14 protein-coding genes are annotated in these 14527 nt (G+C 61.4%); 2 read left to right on the forward strand and 12 right to left on the reverse strand.

Annotated elements, in window-relative coordinates:
* Nucleotides 1–120 precede the first annotated feature (120 nt).
* From ACWICV_RS06425 to pdhA, 3 genes are read right to left on the reverse strand one after another with little or no spacing between them, the layout of a single operon-like run.
* Nucleotides 121–1530 (reverse strand): dihydrolipoamide acetyltransferase family protein, encoded by a 1410-nt coding sequence (locus ACWICV_RS06425; protein WP_454090611.1) that lies wholly within the window; start codon nt 1528–1530, stop codon nt 121–123.
* Entirely contained in the window at nt 1531–2613 is a 1083-nt protein-coding gene (locus tag ACWICV_RS06430) for an alpha-ketoacid dehydrogenase subunit beta (RefSeq protein ID WP_454090610.1), read from the reverse strand.
* Between the two features lies 1 nt (nt 2614).
* On the reverse strand, nt 2615–3778 hold the full coding sequence (pdhA, locus tag ACWICV_RS06435) for a pyruvate dehydrogenase (acetyl-transferring) E1 component subunit alpha (RefSeq protein ID WP_105656919.1): 1164 nt from the start codon (nt 3776–3778) through the stop codon (nt 2615–2617).
* A gap of 226 nt (nt 3779–4004) precedes the next feature.
* Here pdhA and ACWICV_RS06440 point away from each other — a divergent pair, with 226 nt between their 5' ends.
* Entirely contained in the window at nt 4005–4457 is a 453-nt protein-coding gene (locus ACWICV_RS06440; RefSeq protein WP_013349765.1) for an Lrp/AsnC family transcriptional regulator, read from the forward strand.
* Between the two features lie 76 nt (nt 4458–4533).
* Here ACWICV_RS06440 and ACWICV_RS06445 read toward each other — a convergent pair whose 3' ends face one another.
* The 9 genes from ACWICV_RS06445 to ACWICV_RS06485 all read right to left on the reverse strand — a co-directional run bounded on the left by ACWICV_RS06445 (nt 4534) and on the right by ACWICV_RS06485 (nt 12170).
* Nucleotides 4534–5319 carry an enoyl-CoA hydratase/isomerase family protein gene (locus ACWICV_RS06445; protein WP_454090609.1) on the reverse strand — a complete coding sequence of 262 codons (786 nt, stop codon included), beginning with the start codon at nt 5317–5319 and terminating at the stop codon, nt 4534–4536.
* A gap of 18 nt (nt 5320–5337) precedes the next feature.
* Complete coding sequence (gene paaE / locus ACWICV_RS06450) at nt 5338–6498, reverse strand: 1,2-phenylacetyl-CoA epoxidase subunit PaaE (protein WP_332498867.1); 1161 nt, start codon at nt 6496–6498, stop codon at nt 5338–5340.
* The gene (paaD, locus tag ACWICV_RS06455; RefSeq protein WP_105657077.1) at nt 6495–6992 is read right to left on the reverse strand and encodes a 1,2-phenylacetyl-CoA epoxidase subunit PaaD; all 498 of its coding nucleotides are present in this window, start codon (nt 6990–6992) and stop codon (nt 6495–6497) included. The genes paaE and paaD overlap by 4 nt, the downstream gene beginning before the upstream one ends.
* 37 nt (nt 6993–7029) lie before the next feature.
* Nucleotides 7030–7890, reverse strand: coding sequence for a 1,2-phenylacetyl-CoA epoxidase subunit PaaC (gene paaC / locus ACWICV_RS06460; RefSeq protein WP_332489070.1), 861 nt, complete (start codon nt 7888–7890; stop codon nt 7030–7032).
* Nucleotides 7887–8177 carry a 1,2-phenylacetyl-CoA epoxidase subunit PaaB gene (gene paaB / locus ACWICV_RS06465; RefSeq protein ID WP_105656924.1) on the reverse strand — a complete coding sequence of 97 codons (291 nt, stop codon included), beginning with the start codon at nt 8175–8177 and terminating at the stop codon, nt 7887–7889. The genes paaC and paaB overlap by 4 nt, the downstream gene beginning before the upstream one ends.
* A gap of 1 nt (nt 8178) precedes the next feature.
* Nucleotides 8179–9165: a 1,2-phenylacetyl-CoA epoxidase subunit PaaA gene (gene paaA / locus ACWICV_RS06470; RefSeq protein ID WP_105656925.1), complete on the reverse strand. Its 987-nt coding sequence runs from the start codon at nt 9163–9165 to the stop codon at nt 8179–8181.
* A gap of 141 nt (nt 9166–9306) precedes the next feature.
* A complete protein-coding gene (locus ACWICV_RS06475) occupies nt 9307–9756 on the reverse strand; it encodes a DoxX family protein (RefSeq protein ID WP_332489071.1) in 450 nt (149 codons plus the stop codon).
* Nucleotides 9757–9951: 195 nt separating this feature from the next.
* The gene (locus ACWICV_RS06480; RefSeq protein ID WP_105656927.1) at nt 9952–10707 is read right to left on the reverse strand and encodes an amino acid ABC transporter ATP-binding protein; all 756 of its coding nucleotides are present in this window, start codon (nt 10705–10707) and stop codon (nt 9952–9954) included.
* On the reverse strand, nt 10704–12170 hold the full coding sequence (locus ACWICV_RS06485) for an amino acid ABC transporter substrate-binding protein/permease (protein WP_454090608.1): 1467 nt from the start codon (nt 12168–12170) through the stop codon (nt 10704–10706). The genes ACWICV_RS06480 and ACWICV_RS06485 overlap by 4 nt, the downstream gene beginning before the upstream one ends.
* A 202-nt stretch (nt 12171–12372) precedes the next feature.
* On the opposite strand from ACWICV_RS06485, the gene ACWICV_RS06490 reads away from it, so the two are divergent.
* On the forward strand, nt 12373–14526 hold the full coding sequence (locus ACWICV_RS06490; RefSeq protein WP_454090607.1) for a S9 family peptidase: 2154 nt from the start codon (nt 12373–12375) through the stop codon (nt 14524–14526).
* Nucleotide 14527: the final 1 nt, after the last annotated feature.

Raw genomic sequence — 14527 nt, forward strand, 5'->3', positions numbered from 1 at the left:
TGCTGATAAATGATCGAACATAGATGAAATATCAGCAAAAAGGGTGATGCCCGTCAATCCTCGTGAGGTTCGACGGGCATCAAGATCACTCTTGAGAGCGAGCACTGCGCACAGTAGGCGCTAGAGCGAAGCCAGCGCAGTCTTTGGATCCGTCATCGCGTCGGCAACATAGCGCATGAAGCCGGCAGCGGTTCCGCCATCGCAGACCCGGTGGTCAAAGCTCAGTGTCATCTCGCAGATGGAACGGACCTTGATCTTGCCATTGACCACCCACGGCTTCTCGATGATGCGCCCCAGCCCCAGAATGGCCGCTTCCGGATAGTTGATGATGGCCGCGGAGCCATCAACATCGAACACGCCGTAGTTGTTGATGGTGAAGGTGCTGCCGGACAGGTCGGCGACACCGGCCTTGCCCTCGCGGGCCACCGTAGCCAGTCGAGCGAACTCGGCTGACAGTTCCTTGGCGTTCAGCTTGTGGGCGTTGCGCACATTTGGCACAACCAGGCCGCGATCGGTCTGGGCTGCGAACCCGAGGTTCACGCCCTCGAAGAGGGTATGGCGCAAGCCCCCATCAGCTTCAGCCTCAATGCGGCTGTTCAGTTCAGGGAAGCGCCGCAAGCCGGCCACCGCGAAACGGGAGATCAGTGCCATGACGCTTGGAGCTTGGCCTTCGGCTTCCTTGATCTTCGATCGCAGCTTCAGCAGCTTGGTGACATCGACATCCACCCACACGGTAGCCTCGGGGATCTCGCGGCGCGAAGTGCTCATCGCGGTGGCGATGGTCTTGCGCACGCCCGAGAGCACCTGGGAAGATGCGACCGGCAGGCCGGTCTTCGAATCCGCCCCGCCAGCCTGGGCTGGTGCAGCGGGCACCGCGGCTGCGGAAGCCGGGGTCGGTGCTGCCGGGGCAGCGGCCGCCGCAGCTGCAGGCAGCCCCGCATCAGCCGACAAGGCAGCTTCCACGTCGGTGCGCAGAATCAGCCCTTCTGGACCAGAGCCTAGAACCGTTCTGATATCCAAGGCGTTATCCCGCGCCAGTTTGCGTACCAGCGGGTTGATCACGCGGGCCGCTTCGGCCGGTGCCTGTGCCGCTGGCGCGGCTACCCCGCCGCGCGGCTTGCGCCGACGGCTGGTCTTGCGCTGGGCAGAGGAAGTGCCGTAGCCAATGAGCACATTGCCGCTACCCTCATCGGCTTCTGCTGATTCTTCGGCAGGAGCCTGGGTGCCAGCACGCTCTTCCTCGCGGTAGGACTGCGCACGTTCGGCTTCAGGCGCTTCAGCTTCTTCGCCACCGGTGTTCACGGAGATGAAAGGCTCATCCACCAGCATCATCTGGCCAGCGTCCCCATGCAGGGTCGACACTACGCCTTCAAACGGGCAAGGGATCTCCACCAGCGACTTCGCGGTTTCCACCTCCGCTATGGGCTGGTCAACTGCGACAACGTCACCGGCGGCAACCATCCAGCGCACCAGCTCGGCTTCGGTCAGGCCTTCGCCAAGGTCTGGCAAGAGAAAAGTCTTGATGCTCATTTACGCCTCCCACTGAAGCTGGTCAACCGCGTCGAGAATGCGTTCGGCGCTTGGAAGATGGAACTTTTCCAGCGTTGGGGCCGGGTATGGAATGTCGAATCCGGTCACGCGAAGCACTGGAGCGGCCAACGAGTGGAAGCAGCGCTCCTGCACCCGGGCCACGATTTCACTGGCTACCGAGGCGAAGCCCTGGGCTTCGGCAACCACGATAGCGCGTCCGGTCTTGCGCACCGATGCGCAGACGGTCTCGTCATCGAAGGGCACAATGCTCCGGATGTCGAGAACTTCCAGGCTGATACCTTCCTCGGCTGCCAACTTGGCAGCTTCCAATGCGGTGGAAACGCTTGGACCATAGGTAATCAGCGTGGCATCGCTGCCCGGACGGGCGATGCGCGCCTGGCCCTCGGTCCTAGCGCTCTTCTTGGCCTCGTACTGCTCGGCCAGCTGCGCCAAGTCCACCTGCTCCTTGGACCAGTACAGCTTCTTCGGCTCGAAGAAGACCACCGGATCATCCGAATCGATGGCTTCGCGCAGCATCAGGTAGGCATCCTCTACGCACGAGGGCGTGAAGACCTTCAGCCCTGGAGTGTGGGCGTAGTAGGCTTCCGAGGAATCGCAGTGGTGCTCCACGCCGCCCACGCCGCCGGCGTACGGTATGCGGATGACCATCGGCAGGTTCAGCTTGCCCTGGGTTCGGTTGCGCATCTTGGCGACATGCGAAGCGATCTGCTCGAACGCCGGGTAGGCGAATGCATCGAACTGCATCTCGATAACCGGGCGCATGCCGTTGATGGCCATGCCCACGGCCATGCCGACAATGCCGGATTCGGCCAGCGGGGTGTCAAAGCAGCGTTCGGAACCAAAGCGTGCGGTCAGCCCGTCGGTGATGCGGAAAACGCCGCCAAGGGTTCCCACATCCTCGCCGAAAATCACTACCGAGTTGTCGTCAACCAGCGAATCAGCCAAGGCGGTATTCAGCGCCTTGCCGAAGGTCACCGGCTGGTGCTCATTGGCGGCCTTGGCTGCGGCTCGTGCGGTGGCAGCGCTGACGTTCGGGTTCAAGCGCGAAGTAGTGGCAGTCATCCTAGGCCTCCTCACGGTCTAGTTCGTCGACGAGCATGGCTTGCTGTTCAGCCAGCTGCGGGGTCTTGGCCGAGTACACGTGCTCGAACAGCTCACGTGGATCGGTGTTGGCTTCCTGGTTCATGCCATCACGCAAGGTCTTGGCGACCGACTCGGCGTCTGCGGTGATCTTGGCGACGGTGCTATCGGTCAAGAGCCCGGCATCGTCCAGGTACGCCTTCATGCGGGTCACCGGATCCTTGGCGATCCATTCCTGGACTTCGGAGTCCTCGCGGTAGCGCTTGTCGTCATCTGCGTTGGTGTGCGCCTGCATGCGGTAAGTGTGGGCCTCGATCAGCAGCGGGCCGTTGCCTTCGCGGGCCATGCGCACCGCTCGGGTCATGATTGCCATCAAGGCCATCAGGTCGTTGCCATCCACGCGCTCGCCGGCCATGCCGTAGCCAACAGCCTTGTGGGCCAGGGACGGGGCGGCACTTTGCTGCGAGAGCGGAACCGAGATGGCGTACTTGTTGTTCTGCACGAAGAAGATCACCGGAAGGTTGAAGACCGCGGCGAAGTTCAGCGCTTCGTGGAAGTCGCCCTCGCTGGTGGCGCCATCGCCGCACATGGCCACCACTACGGTGTCTTCGCCGCGCAGCTTGGCAGCGTGGGCGACACCCACTGCGTGCAGCAGCTGGGTCGTGAGCGGGGTGGACATCGGTGCGCAGTTATACGCCTTCGGGTCGTAGCCGCAGTGCCATTCGCCGCGGAAGCTGGTCATGACTTCCATCGGGGCTACGCCCTTGGTCAGCACCGCTACCGTGTCGCGGTAGGTTGGGAAAAGCCAGTCGTTCTCGCCCAGGCACAGGGCTGCTGCGATTTGGCAGGCTTCCTGCCCGTGGCTGGAGGGGTAGACAGCCATGCGGCCCTGGCGGACCAGTGCGGAGTTCTGGTCGTTGACGCGGCGGCCGGTGACCAGGGCCGCATAGGCTTCCAGCAGCCGGGCCGGGCTTGGCAGCGGGTACTCGTGGCCAGGTTCAGTACCCTGTTGGTCCTCTGGGCGCAGGGTTCCGTCCGGGTTCAACAGGTTGATCATGTGGCGTGCTGGCAGCATGTAGTCTTCGGGGGTAATCCCGAACTTCTTGCTGACATCAGAGATGCGATCTGCATGCGCTTCAGTGCTCATGTTCTCCCACCTTTCGTGGTTCTGGCTCGGTCCATGAGCACAACTGCTTGTGACTCACTTCACCTAAACATCATTTGCAATCAATTATGGGTATGCGTGGCATTCTGTATCCAGTCCGGCGTGGAATCGTGGAAAGTTGCGATTGGTATCCTTATACTCGTAGACGAAAAGTTTCGATAGATTGTGTTTGGAACAGAGACGTCCGACACGTCAACAAGGAGTACCAATGGCCGCGGAAGCGGAGTTAAAACTCGATGATGTCGACCATGCGATCCTCGCTGAGCTAACCAGCGACGGGCGCCAGTCGGTCACCACCGTGGCACAAAAGGTGCATGTATCGCGTGCCCACGCCTACTCCCGTATCGCAAAGCTCCAAGATGCCGGGGTGATCACTCGTTATACGGCGGTGATTGATCCGGTGAAGGCAGGACTCAAGGCCAGCGCCTACGTGACCTTGAAACTCCGCCAGCATTCCTGGCGCGAACTGCGCGATCACTTGGCGTCCATTCCCGAGGTGCATCATGTGGGCCTGGTCGGAGGCAATTTCGATGTGATCCTGCTGGTGCGAGCCAAGGACAATCTGGATCTGCGCCGCGTGGTCTTCGAGCAATTGCAGTCTTTGCCAACGGTCCTGGATACGCAGACCCTGCTGATCTTCGAAGACACCGACACCCGATAGGCAGCAGTTCACCAGAAGATACGAGAAGAGCACCTGGATACCATTTCCAGGTGCTCTTCTCGTGTCTGCTGCGAAACTACTTCTGGCCGGTGAACACCGGCTTGCGCTTCTCCTGGAAGGACTTGAAACCTTCGGCGTAGTCAGCGGTGTCGCACAGCGCTGCCTGCGCCCGGTTCTCGGTACGCATCGATTCCCACAGTCCCGCACGCTGGTCACGGATTTCCTTGACCAGCTGCTTGGAAGCGACTAATGCCTGAGTTGCACCCTGGGCTACCTTGGCAATGATTTCTTCGCTGCGCTCTGCCAGTTCCTCTGCTGGGAATGCCCGGGAGAAAAGCCCGGAACGCACCGCTTCAGCACCGGAGATCAGTTCGGCGGTGTAAATCAGATCCAGCGTGCGGTGTGCCCCGAGACGCTCGGTGAACAGCCAGTGCCCGCCGGAGTCGAGGGTCGCGCCAAGGTTCGCAAACGGGGAACCAATCTTGGCGTTTTCCGCGACGTAGACTACGTCGGTAGCGATCGCCAGCCCCAAACCCACGCCCAAGCAGGCACCCTGCACCAGCGCGAAGGTTGGCGCAGGGAAGCTGGACATCTTCTCCAGCAGCGGCTGGACCTTGCCGTCAAGATAGCCGATCACGTCATCGTCCGCGGGATCTACCCCGGAGATGTCGCGACCTGCGCAGAATCCGCGTCCCTCGCCGGTCAGTACCAGCGCGCGCACGGTGCCCGCAGCCACTGCGGCAGCCGCTTTGTCATAGGCTTCCGAGAGCTGCGCCAAGGCCGCTTCATCCAGCGAGTTCATTTTCTGCGGAGCGTTGAGCACCACCCGCGCGATGGAATCTTCAATCGTCAGTTCGATCATGGATTCGTCCTGGCCTTTCTAGGCGTCGAAGTCGACGCTCAGCTTTTCGCTGGTTGGGTGCGACTGGCAGGTCAGTACGTAGCCGGCTTCGACTTCGTCGGGTTCCAGCGCGTAGTTCTCGGCCATGGTGACCGTACCGCAGGTGACCTTGGCACGGCAGGTGCCGCACACGCCGCCAGCGCAAGCGAACGGCACATCCGGACGCACGCGCAAGGCAGCGTTCAGCACGGTTTCGTTGGCACGCACCGGCGACTTGACCTCGCCCTTCAGGCCGTCGAGGTTGAAGCTGATCTCGTAGCTTTCCTCATTCTCGTCCGCCACCACGGGACGGCCGATATGCCCTTGCGGCTTCGTCGGCTCGCCGGTGGTGAATAGCTCGAAACGGACCTTCTCGGCGGGAACTTCCAAGCTGGCCAGCTGGTCGCGGACCAACTGGACGAGCTCGAATGGGCCGCAGAGGAACCACTCGTCAACATTCGGTGCCTGGACCACGCTGGTCAGCAGCGTGGTGAGCTTCTCGGCGTCGATGCGGCCCGAAAGCAATGGGGAAATGCGCTGTTCGCGGCTGAGCACGTGGTGCAGTGCCAGCCGGGATGTGTAGCGGTCCTTCAGGTCGGCCAGTTCCTCCAGGAACATGACGTCCATGGCGGCCTTGTTCGCGTAGATCAAGTCGAAGCGGGTGTGGTCATTGGCTTCGAGGATCGTGCGGGCAATGGCCAGCACCGGGGTAATGCCCGAGCCGGCGGCGACGGCCACGAAACGGTCCTGCGCTTTAGTGTCGATGGTCGACGGGTTATTGATCTGGGTGAGCTTGTGCTTGGAAATGAAAGCGCCGGCAGGGCTCATCACATCAATCTGGTCCCCTGCGGCCAGGGACTCGTTGGCCCAGGTGGAGAACAGGCCGCCCAGGTCGCGCTTGATCGCCACCTTGATCTCGTCGCCCGTCGGGGCGGCGCAGATCGAGTACGAACGGCGCAATTCGACCAGCTCGCCTTCGGCGTTGGGGATTTCCTTGCGCAACGCCACGTACTGGCCTGCGACGTAGTCGTATTCCTCGCTCAAGTCGCCAGGGATGGCGAAGCTGACTTCAATTGAGTCCTTGGTCAACCGGCGCACATTCGAGACGGTGAGCCGATGGAAGGATGCCCGGCGTCGGGTGGGAGTGGTTTGTTCGGTCATGAGAGCACCTTGAAGTAGTCGAAGGGTTCCAAGCAGTCTTTGCAGGTGTAGAGCGCCTTGCAGGAAGTCGAGGCGAAGCGGGCCAACTCCCGGGTGTTCAGCGAGTGGCACCGCGGGCATTTCACGCTCATGCCCAGGGTGACGCGGCCTGCGTGGCCCTGGCCGGTCGGTGGGGCAATCCCGTACTCTTCGAGCTTGGCCTTGCCTTCCGCGGTCATCCAGTCCGTTGACCACGCCGGGCTCAGCACCAGCTTGACGTCCACCTTTTCATATCCGGCGTCTGCGAAAGCGGTGTACAGGTCGCCATTGATGGCATCCATCGCCGGGCAACCTGAATAGGTCGGGGTGATGACTACCTGCACGGTTCCGTCCTCGGCCATCTCCACCTCGCGCAGGATTCCCAGGTCCGCGATGGATAGCACCGGAATTTCCGGGTCGGTCACCTGGGAGGCGATAGCGAACAGGTCTTTGGCGCCAGCGATCGTCTTGCTCAAGACTGCTTCCCCCTTTTCGGGCAAAAATGTTGCGTAGTTACCAGCTGGCACCGGGATGCTTGCGGGCGAGAACTTGCATCTCTGCCAGCAGGTAGCCCAGGTGCTCCGAATGCTCGCCGCGGCGTCCGTAGGCCATGGCCTGTCCGGTTGCAGGAATCTCCAGTCCGGCGTCGGCCAGTACCGCAGTGATTTCTTCATCCCATGCACCGCGCAGGGTGGAGGGCAGCACGGCGATGCCCGCAAGGTCCTGGTGGACTTCCTCATCGCGGAACATCTCATCGACGTACGGCCAGAGGATTTCCAGGGCATGGCGCATCTTGGACGCTGATTCCTCGGTCCCCATGCCCAGGCGGATGGTCCACTGGATGGCGTGGTCGCGGTGGTAGTCGACTTCCTTGACTGCCTTGGCCGAGATGGCGGCCAGGGTTTCGTCCTTGGACTGCGCCAGCTGCTTGTAGAGCAGGTTCTGGAAGATCGAAACGATCAGCTGGCGGATGATGGTCACGCCGAAGTGGCCGTTAGGCTGTTCGACAATCCACAGCGAAGTGAATTCTTCTTCCTCGCGCCAGTAGGCCAATTCGTCTTCGGTCTTGCCCCAGGCCAGTCCGGCGTAGGTCAGGAACGAGCGGGCGTGGCCCAGGATATCCAGGGCGATATTGCCCAGGGCAACATCTTCTTCCAGTTCCGGAGCGCGGGAAATCCAGTGCGACATGCGCTGCGCCAGGATCAGGGCATCGTCGCCCAGGGTCAGCGCGTAGCGCGCGACCTCTTCGCTTGGCTTGACGCCGTCTACTGCGATGTCCTCCGGACGCAGGGCATTGCCCGGGGTGACGCGGGTGGCCGAGGCCAGCGCGTCGCCGAAGCTATCGAGCGCTTCGTCGAGTTCTTCGTGCTTCACAGGTGCTTCACTCCCTCGCTGGCCTTGTAATAGGTCGCGTGGCGGTAGTCCTTGCCCTGCGGGGATTCGAAGAAGGAATCCTTTTCACCGGGGTCGGAGCTGATGATGTCCGAGGACTTTACGACCCATAGCGAGACGCCTTCATTGCGGCGGGTGTACAGATCGCGGGCGTTGCGCAGTGCCATCTGCTGATCCGGTGCATGCAGGGATCCGGCGTGGACGTGCGAGAGTCCTCGGGACGAACGGACGAATACTTCCCACAGGGGCCAATTGCTCTGTTGGCTCATGCTAGGCGACCTCACTTCGTGCTTGTTTTGCTGCGTATGCTGCGGCTGCTTCTCGGACCCAGGCACCTTCGCGGTGCGCTTCACGGCGGCGTTCCAGCCGCTGCGCGTTGGCCGGGCCGTTGCCCTTGATCACTGCCATGAATTCATCCCAGTTCAAATCCTTGTGGATCCACTGCTTCTTTTCTTCATCGAAGTGCAGCTGGGGATCCGGCAGGGTCAGGCCCAGGACCTTGACCTGCTCGGCAATCATGCCAACGAAGCGCTGGCGCAGTTCGTCATTGGAGAAACGCTTGATCTTCCAGGCCATGGACTGCTGGGAGTTCGGCGACTGGTCATCTGGCGGACCGAACATCATCAGCGAGGGTTCGTAGAAGCGGTTGATGGCGTCCTGGGCCATCTTCTTCTGCGCCTCGGTGCCGCGGGAGAGCGAGAGCAGGATTTCGAAGCCCTGGCGCTGGTGGAAGGATTCTTCCTTGCACACGCGCACCATCGCACGGCCGTAGGGGCCGTAGGAGGCGCGGCACAGCGGAACCTGGTTGGCGATGGCCGCACCATCGACCAGCCAGCCGATAGCACCCATATCCGCCCAGGTGCGTGCAGGGTAGTTGAAGATCGAGGAGTACTTGGCCTTGCCGGAGAGCAGCTGCTCGTTGTACTCGTCGCGGGTGGTGCCCAGGGTCTCGGCAGCCGAGTAGAGGTAGAGCCCGTGCCCGGCTTCATCCTGCACCTTGGCCATCAGAATGGACTTGCGCTTCAGCGAGGGAGCGCGGGTGATCCAGTTGGCCTCAGGCTGCATGCCGATGATTTCGGAGTGCGCGTGCTGGGAGATCTGGCGGCTGAGGGTCTTGCGGTACTTCTCAGGCATCCAGTCGCGTGGCTCGACGCGGGAGTCCTGATCGATCAAGGCGTCGAAACGCGCTTGGGACTGCTCTTCTTCGTAGCTCGGGACGGCACTCAGTCCCGGCTCCTGCGGTGTGGTCGGGGCCATGGGTTCACCTCATCGAAAACAAATTACATACTGACCGTTCGTTCAGTATGTCAGAGTGCGCTCGATCACGTCAACACCAACCCCCTCCAGGCACAACAAAACCCCGGGAAAGAATTCCCGGGGTTTCCTTGAAGCTGGGGATTAGGCGTTAGCCAGCGCCTTTTCCGAGTTCTTGCCCTTGAATATCAGCGCATCAAGCGAGATGCGGCCTGGGCCAGTCAAGAGCAGTGCCAGCGCGCCGGCAGCCAGTGCCAGGACAAGCTCGAAGCCGCCATTTTCCACGAACACGCCACCTGAGGCATGAACCATGAACAGGGCGGCAATCATCTGCAGGCCCAGCAGGCCAGCGAAGACGCGGGTCAGCAGGCCAAGGATGATCGCGGCGCCGCCGGCGATCTCCAGGGTTGCCGCCACTGGAGCAATCAAGCCGGCAGCAGGAACGCCCATCTGGCCAAAGGCCGCAGTGGTGCCCTCGATGGTGAACTGGAAGTACTTCTGCCAGCCATGAGCCAGGAAGAGGAAGCCGAAGGCCAAGCGAAGCAGGGTACGCGCAGCGGTCTGCAGACCCGGGTTGTTTTCCAGAGCGGACATATTTTAACTCCTAGGGATTGGGGCACGGGAAGATCCCGTGTGGCTACTGCTCCAACCCTACAAGGGAATAAGTTGAACCTTCAAGCATATGAAGGTTTTTGTCCCGTAAGCTTCGTCACGAAAAAACCGTGCTGCCCGCAACCAGTTTCATCTGGTCGTGGACAGCACGGTTTTCCGCTGGCTTGGCGGTACGGCTCAGAGAACCTTGGACAAGAAGTCCTGGGTACGCGCCTGCTGCGGGTTGCCGAACAGCTGTTCGGGCGCACCCTGCTCGCAGACAACACCATCAGCCATGAAGACCACGCGGTCAGCGACTTCGCGCGCAAAGCCCATCTCGTGGGTCACCAGAACCATGGTCATGCCGGTGTCGGCCAGCTCCTTGATAACCTGCAGCACCTCGCCGACCATCTCCGGGTCAAGAGCGCTGGTAGCCTCGTCGAAGAGCATGATGCCCGGGGCCATGGCAAGCGCGCGGGCGATGGCCACACGCTGCTTCTGGCCGCCAGAGAGCGAGGCGGGACGGGCGTTGGCCTTCTCGCGCAAGCCCACGCGTTCCAGCAGCTCAAGTGCGCGCTCCCGGCCTTCCGCCTTGCTCATCTTCTTGAGCTCGACCGGCGCCAGCATGATGTTCTCTGCCACGCTCATATGCGGGAACAGGTTGAAGTGCTGGAACACCATGCCTACATGGCGGCGCACCTCATTGATGTCCACCTTGGGGTCGGTGACATCAAAGCCATCGACAACCACCTTGCCCGAGGTAATGTCCTCAAGCTTGTTCAGGCAACGCAGCAAGGTGGACTTGCCGGACCCGGAAGGGCCGATCACGCACACCACTTCGCCTTCGCGGACATCCATGTCGATGCCCTTGAGGACATTGTTGGAGCCAAAGGACTTGTGCAAGTCCTTGACCTGGATCTTCACGTTGGAGCTTTGCTCGGTTACGGTGCTCACTTGTTGAACCTCCGATCGGCATAATTTGCCAATTTGGTCAGCGCCATAATGGCAATGAAGTAGATAATGCCCACGATCAGCAGCGTCTCAGTGACACGGAAGTTCGCCGCGTAGATCTGCTGGCCCTGGTAGAGCAGCTCCGTGAAGCCGATAGCCAGCAGCAACGAGGAGTCCTTCAGGCTGATGATCAACTGGTTGATCAGCGACGGGGTCATCATCTTGAAAGCCTGCGGGATCACGACCTTCTGCATCGACTTGCCATAGCCCAGGCCCAGCGAACGGGATGCTTCAAGCTGCCCTGGATCCACCGATTGGATACCGCCGCGAACGATTTCGGCGACATAGGCACCGGCGTTCAGCGACAGCGTCAGCACGCCTGCGGTCCAGACGCTGATCTCCCAGCCGGTCAGCTGCGGCAGGCCGAAGTAGAACATGAAGGCCCAGAGCAGCAACGGGGTGCCGCGGAAGATGTTCACGAAGGTCGTGGCGATGCCGCGCAGCACGATGTTCCCGGAGATCTTCATGAAGCCGAAGACCAGGCCCAATGCCATGGCAATGGCGAAGGAAATCGCGGTCACCAGCAGGGTGTGCCACAGACCGGTCATCAATGCGGGAATGGACTTGACCAGCAGGTCGAAGAAGTTGCTTGGCGCCGCTGCGGTCGGGTCGGCAAGGTAGGAGTCCAGGATCTGCTGGTACTGGCCGTTGGCCTTCAGCTCGGCCAAGCCGTCGTTGAACGCTGCCAGCAGCGCGGTGTTCTCGCCCTTGTTCACGGCGAAGCCATAGGAACCGCCCGGGACCTTGTCGGTGACGGTCTTCAGGCCATTGCCCTGGGCAATGCCGTAGGCCAGCACCGGGTAGTCGTCGAAGACGGCAACTGCAGAACCGGCCTTGACCGATTCGTACATGGTGGCCGACTGGTCCAAGGACTTGACCTCGAAGCCGTATTCCTCGGCGATGGACTTTGCATAGCTTTCGCCCTCGGCGCCGGTCTTGGCGACAACGGTCTTGCCTTCCAAGTCCTCGTAACCGGTGATCTCGTCATTGCCGGCAGCGACAGCCATCTGCACGCCGGACTCGAAGTACGGCTCGGAGAAGTCGTAGATCTCCTTGCGCTCGTCGGTAATCGACATGCCGGCGATCACGCCATCCACCTGGTTGGAGGAAAGGGCGGCCAAAGCGGCGTTGAAGCCCAGGGACCTGATCTCGACTTCAAAACCCTGGTCTTCGGCAATGGCGCGCAGAAGATCCATGTCGATACCGGTCAGTTCGCCGTTCTGGCGGAACTCGAAGGGCGCGAAAGTCGTATCCGTGCCGATGACGTAGGTCTGGCCCTCGACGCTTTCACTGTCTTGGGCCACGGCCGAGGGTGCCCCGACGACCAGGGCCATCAAACCGATGGCAGCCGCGGCTATCCATCGGGCCAGGCGCCCTGTGGGGGCAGCTGTTCTTTTCTTTTCCACTGATGTATCGCTTTCTCGTACTGAAGGGCGAATGGCCCAAGGTGCAGATGATACGTTCTGCCTGCAAGCCTAGGACTTATAAAGCCTAGCCGGTACCCCGCGACTCGCCTGCACTTGCATCGTTATCGGTTTGAAACCGCTGTTCTGTCCGCGCTGAGCATAGCTGCACCCGCATAGCACGGTAGTGGGATTGAATAGGGGTATGACTCCAGAATCGTTGACCGCCAATGCACCGCGTGCCGCAAAGCTGCCCACCACCCGCAGCTTCCACGGCGATGACTTCATCGACAACTACGAGTGGCTGCGGGAGAAAGCCAACCCGGATGTCATCGCGCATCTGACCGCAGAAAACGAGTACACCGACACCATCACCGCTAGCCAGCAGCCGCTGCGCGATGCCTTGTTCAGCGAGATCAAGGCACGCACCGTTGAAACCGACTTGTCGGTTCCAGTGCGCCGCCGCGGCTGGTGGTACTTCACCCGTTCGGCCGAAGGCAAGCCCTACACCATCCAGTGCCGCGTCAAGGCATCGGACACCGGGGACCTTGTTGCCGACTGGACTCCCCCGGTCATCGACGCGGAAACTGCATTGCCTGCCGAAGGGGTGCTGCTTGATGGCAACGCCTTAGCCGAAGGGCAGCCGTTCTTCTCGCTCGGCGGCATGGCGTTGAATGAAGCAGGCAACTTGCTTGCCTACTGTGTCGATAATGCGGGCGATGAGCGATTCACCCTTTTCATCAAGGACCTGGACACCGGCCTGCTGCTGAGCGACACCATTGAAGGAGTGTTCTACGGCCTGGCCTTCTCCCCCGATTCTTCAACTGTCTTCTACACGGTGGTTGACGAAACCTGGCGGCCACACCAGATTCGTGCTCACCTGCTGGGGACCCTCCCAACGCAGGACAAGATCATTTTCGAGGAAAATGATCCTGGCATGTGGCTCGGCTTCGATCTGAGCCCGGACCGCAACACCCTGATGATCTCCAGCGGCAACTCCGAATACGCCGAAACCAGCATGCTGGATCTGGCCGATCCTTCGGCTGCCGTGACCTTGCTGATGCCGCGCTCCTTGCGCCTGCTGCACGGAATCGACCTGATGCCGGGCGCCGGCCAGGCCTTGATCACCCACGACCACCAGGCACCGAACAACATGGTGTCGCTGGCATCCCTGGACCAGCTGGGCGAAAACGCCGACCCGGCGCACTGGCAGACCGTGGTGGCCCACGAGGACACGGTCAAGATCGAAGGCACCGCGCTGACCGGTTCGCACGTGGTGCTCTCGGTGCGCCGAGATACCTGCGAGCGCGTGCAGCTGATCGCCTTGGACGGATTGGGCACCAAAGCCCAGCAGCCGGCCATTGAACCGGATTTCGATGATGAGCTGTTCACTGCCTCGGCGACCTTTGCCGAGCTGGATGCTCCGTTGATCCGCATCGGCTACACCGCAGACTTCACCCCGGCCCGCGTATACGACCTGTGGCTCCAGAACCAGTCGCTGGTGCTGCGCAAGCAGACCCCGGTGAACAACTTCGATCCTGCCAAGTACCTGTCCACCCGCGAGTGGGCCACCGCGGCCGATGGCGCCAAGATCCCCTTGACCATCATGCGCCGTGCCGACCTGGATACCTCGGTTCCCCAGCCGGTGCTGATCTACGGCTACGGTTCCTACGAGGCCTCCATGGATCCTGGTTTCGGCATCCCTCGCTTGAGCGTGCTGGATCGCGGAGTGGTCTTTGTCATTGCCCACGTGCGCGGCGGCGGCGAGCTGGGCCGCAACTGGTACCTGCAGGGCAAGAAGCTGCACAAGAAGAACACCTTCACCGACTTCATTGATTCCACACAGTACCTGCTCGATTCCGGGTGGGCCGATCCGCAGCGCATCGCCGCCCTGGGCGGTTCGGCCGGCGGACTGCTGATGGGCGCTGTCGCGAACATGGCTCCGCAGCTGTATACCGCGATCATCGCCCAGGTGCCGTTCGTCGATGCCTTGACCTCCATCCTGGATCCAGAGCTTCCGCTCTCGGCACTGGAATGGGAAGAATGGGGCAACCCGATCGAGAGCAAGGAGGTCTACGACTACATGAAGTCCTACACTCCCTACGAAAACGTCACAGCACAGGATTACCCGAAGATCGCGGCGGTCACCTCGCTCAATGACACCCGTGTACTGTATGTGGAGCCAGCCAAATGGGTGGCCAAGCTGCGGGAAGTCGGTACCGGACAGGCCCCGATTGTGCTGAAGACCGAAATGGATGGCGGTCACGGCGGCGCTTCGGGACGTTACGAGTCCTGGAAGGCCCGCGCGTGGGACTACGCCTTCGCCTTGGACGCCCTGGGATGCACCGACGAAATCTAAG

The organism is Glutamicibacter sp. NPDC055354 (assembly GCF_053644955.1).

Coding starts and splice junctions, on each gene's coding strand:
- paaA (WP_105656925.1), bottom strand. CDS start 9,165: ATGGCCCCGACCACACCGCAGGAGCCGGGACTGAGTGCCGTCCCGAGC.
- ACWICV_RS06425 (WP_454090611.1), bottom strand. CDS start 1,530: ATGAGCATCAAGACTTTTCTCTTGCCAGACCTTGGCGAAGGCCTGACC.
- ACWICV_RS06440 (WP_013349765.1), top strand. CDS start 4,005: ATGGCCGCGGAAGCGGAGTTAAAACTCGATGATGTCGACCATGCGATC.
- ACWICV_RS06475 (WP_332489071.1), bottom strand. CDS start 9,756: ATGTCCGCTCTGGAAAACAACCCGGGTCTGCAGACCGCTGCGCGTACC.
- ACWICV_RS06490 (WP_454090607.1), top strand. CDS start 12,373: ATGACTCCAGAATCGTTGACCGCCAATGCACCGCGTGCCGCAAAGCTG.
- paaE (WP_332498867.1), bottom strand. CDS start 6,498: ATGACCGAACAAACCACTCCCACCCGACGCCGGGCATCCTTCCATCGG.
- ACWICV_RS06430 (WP_454090610.1), bottom strand. CDS start 2,613: ATGACTGCCACTACTTCGCGCTTGAACCCGAACGTCAGCGCTGCCACC.
- ACWICV_RS06445 (WP_454090609.1), bottom strand. CDS start 5,319: ATGATCGAACTGACGATTGAAGATTCCATCGCGCGGGTGGTGCTCAAC.
- paaB (WP_105656924.1), bottom strand. CDS start 8,177: ATGAGCCAACAGAGCAATTGGCCCCTGTGGGAAGTATTCGTCCGTTCG.
- pdhA (WP_105656919.1), bottom strand. CDS start 3,778: ATGAGCACTGAAGCGCATGCAGATCGCATCTCTGATGTCAGCAAGAAG.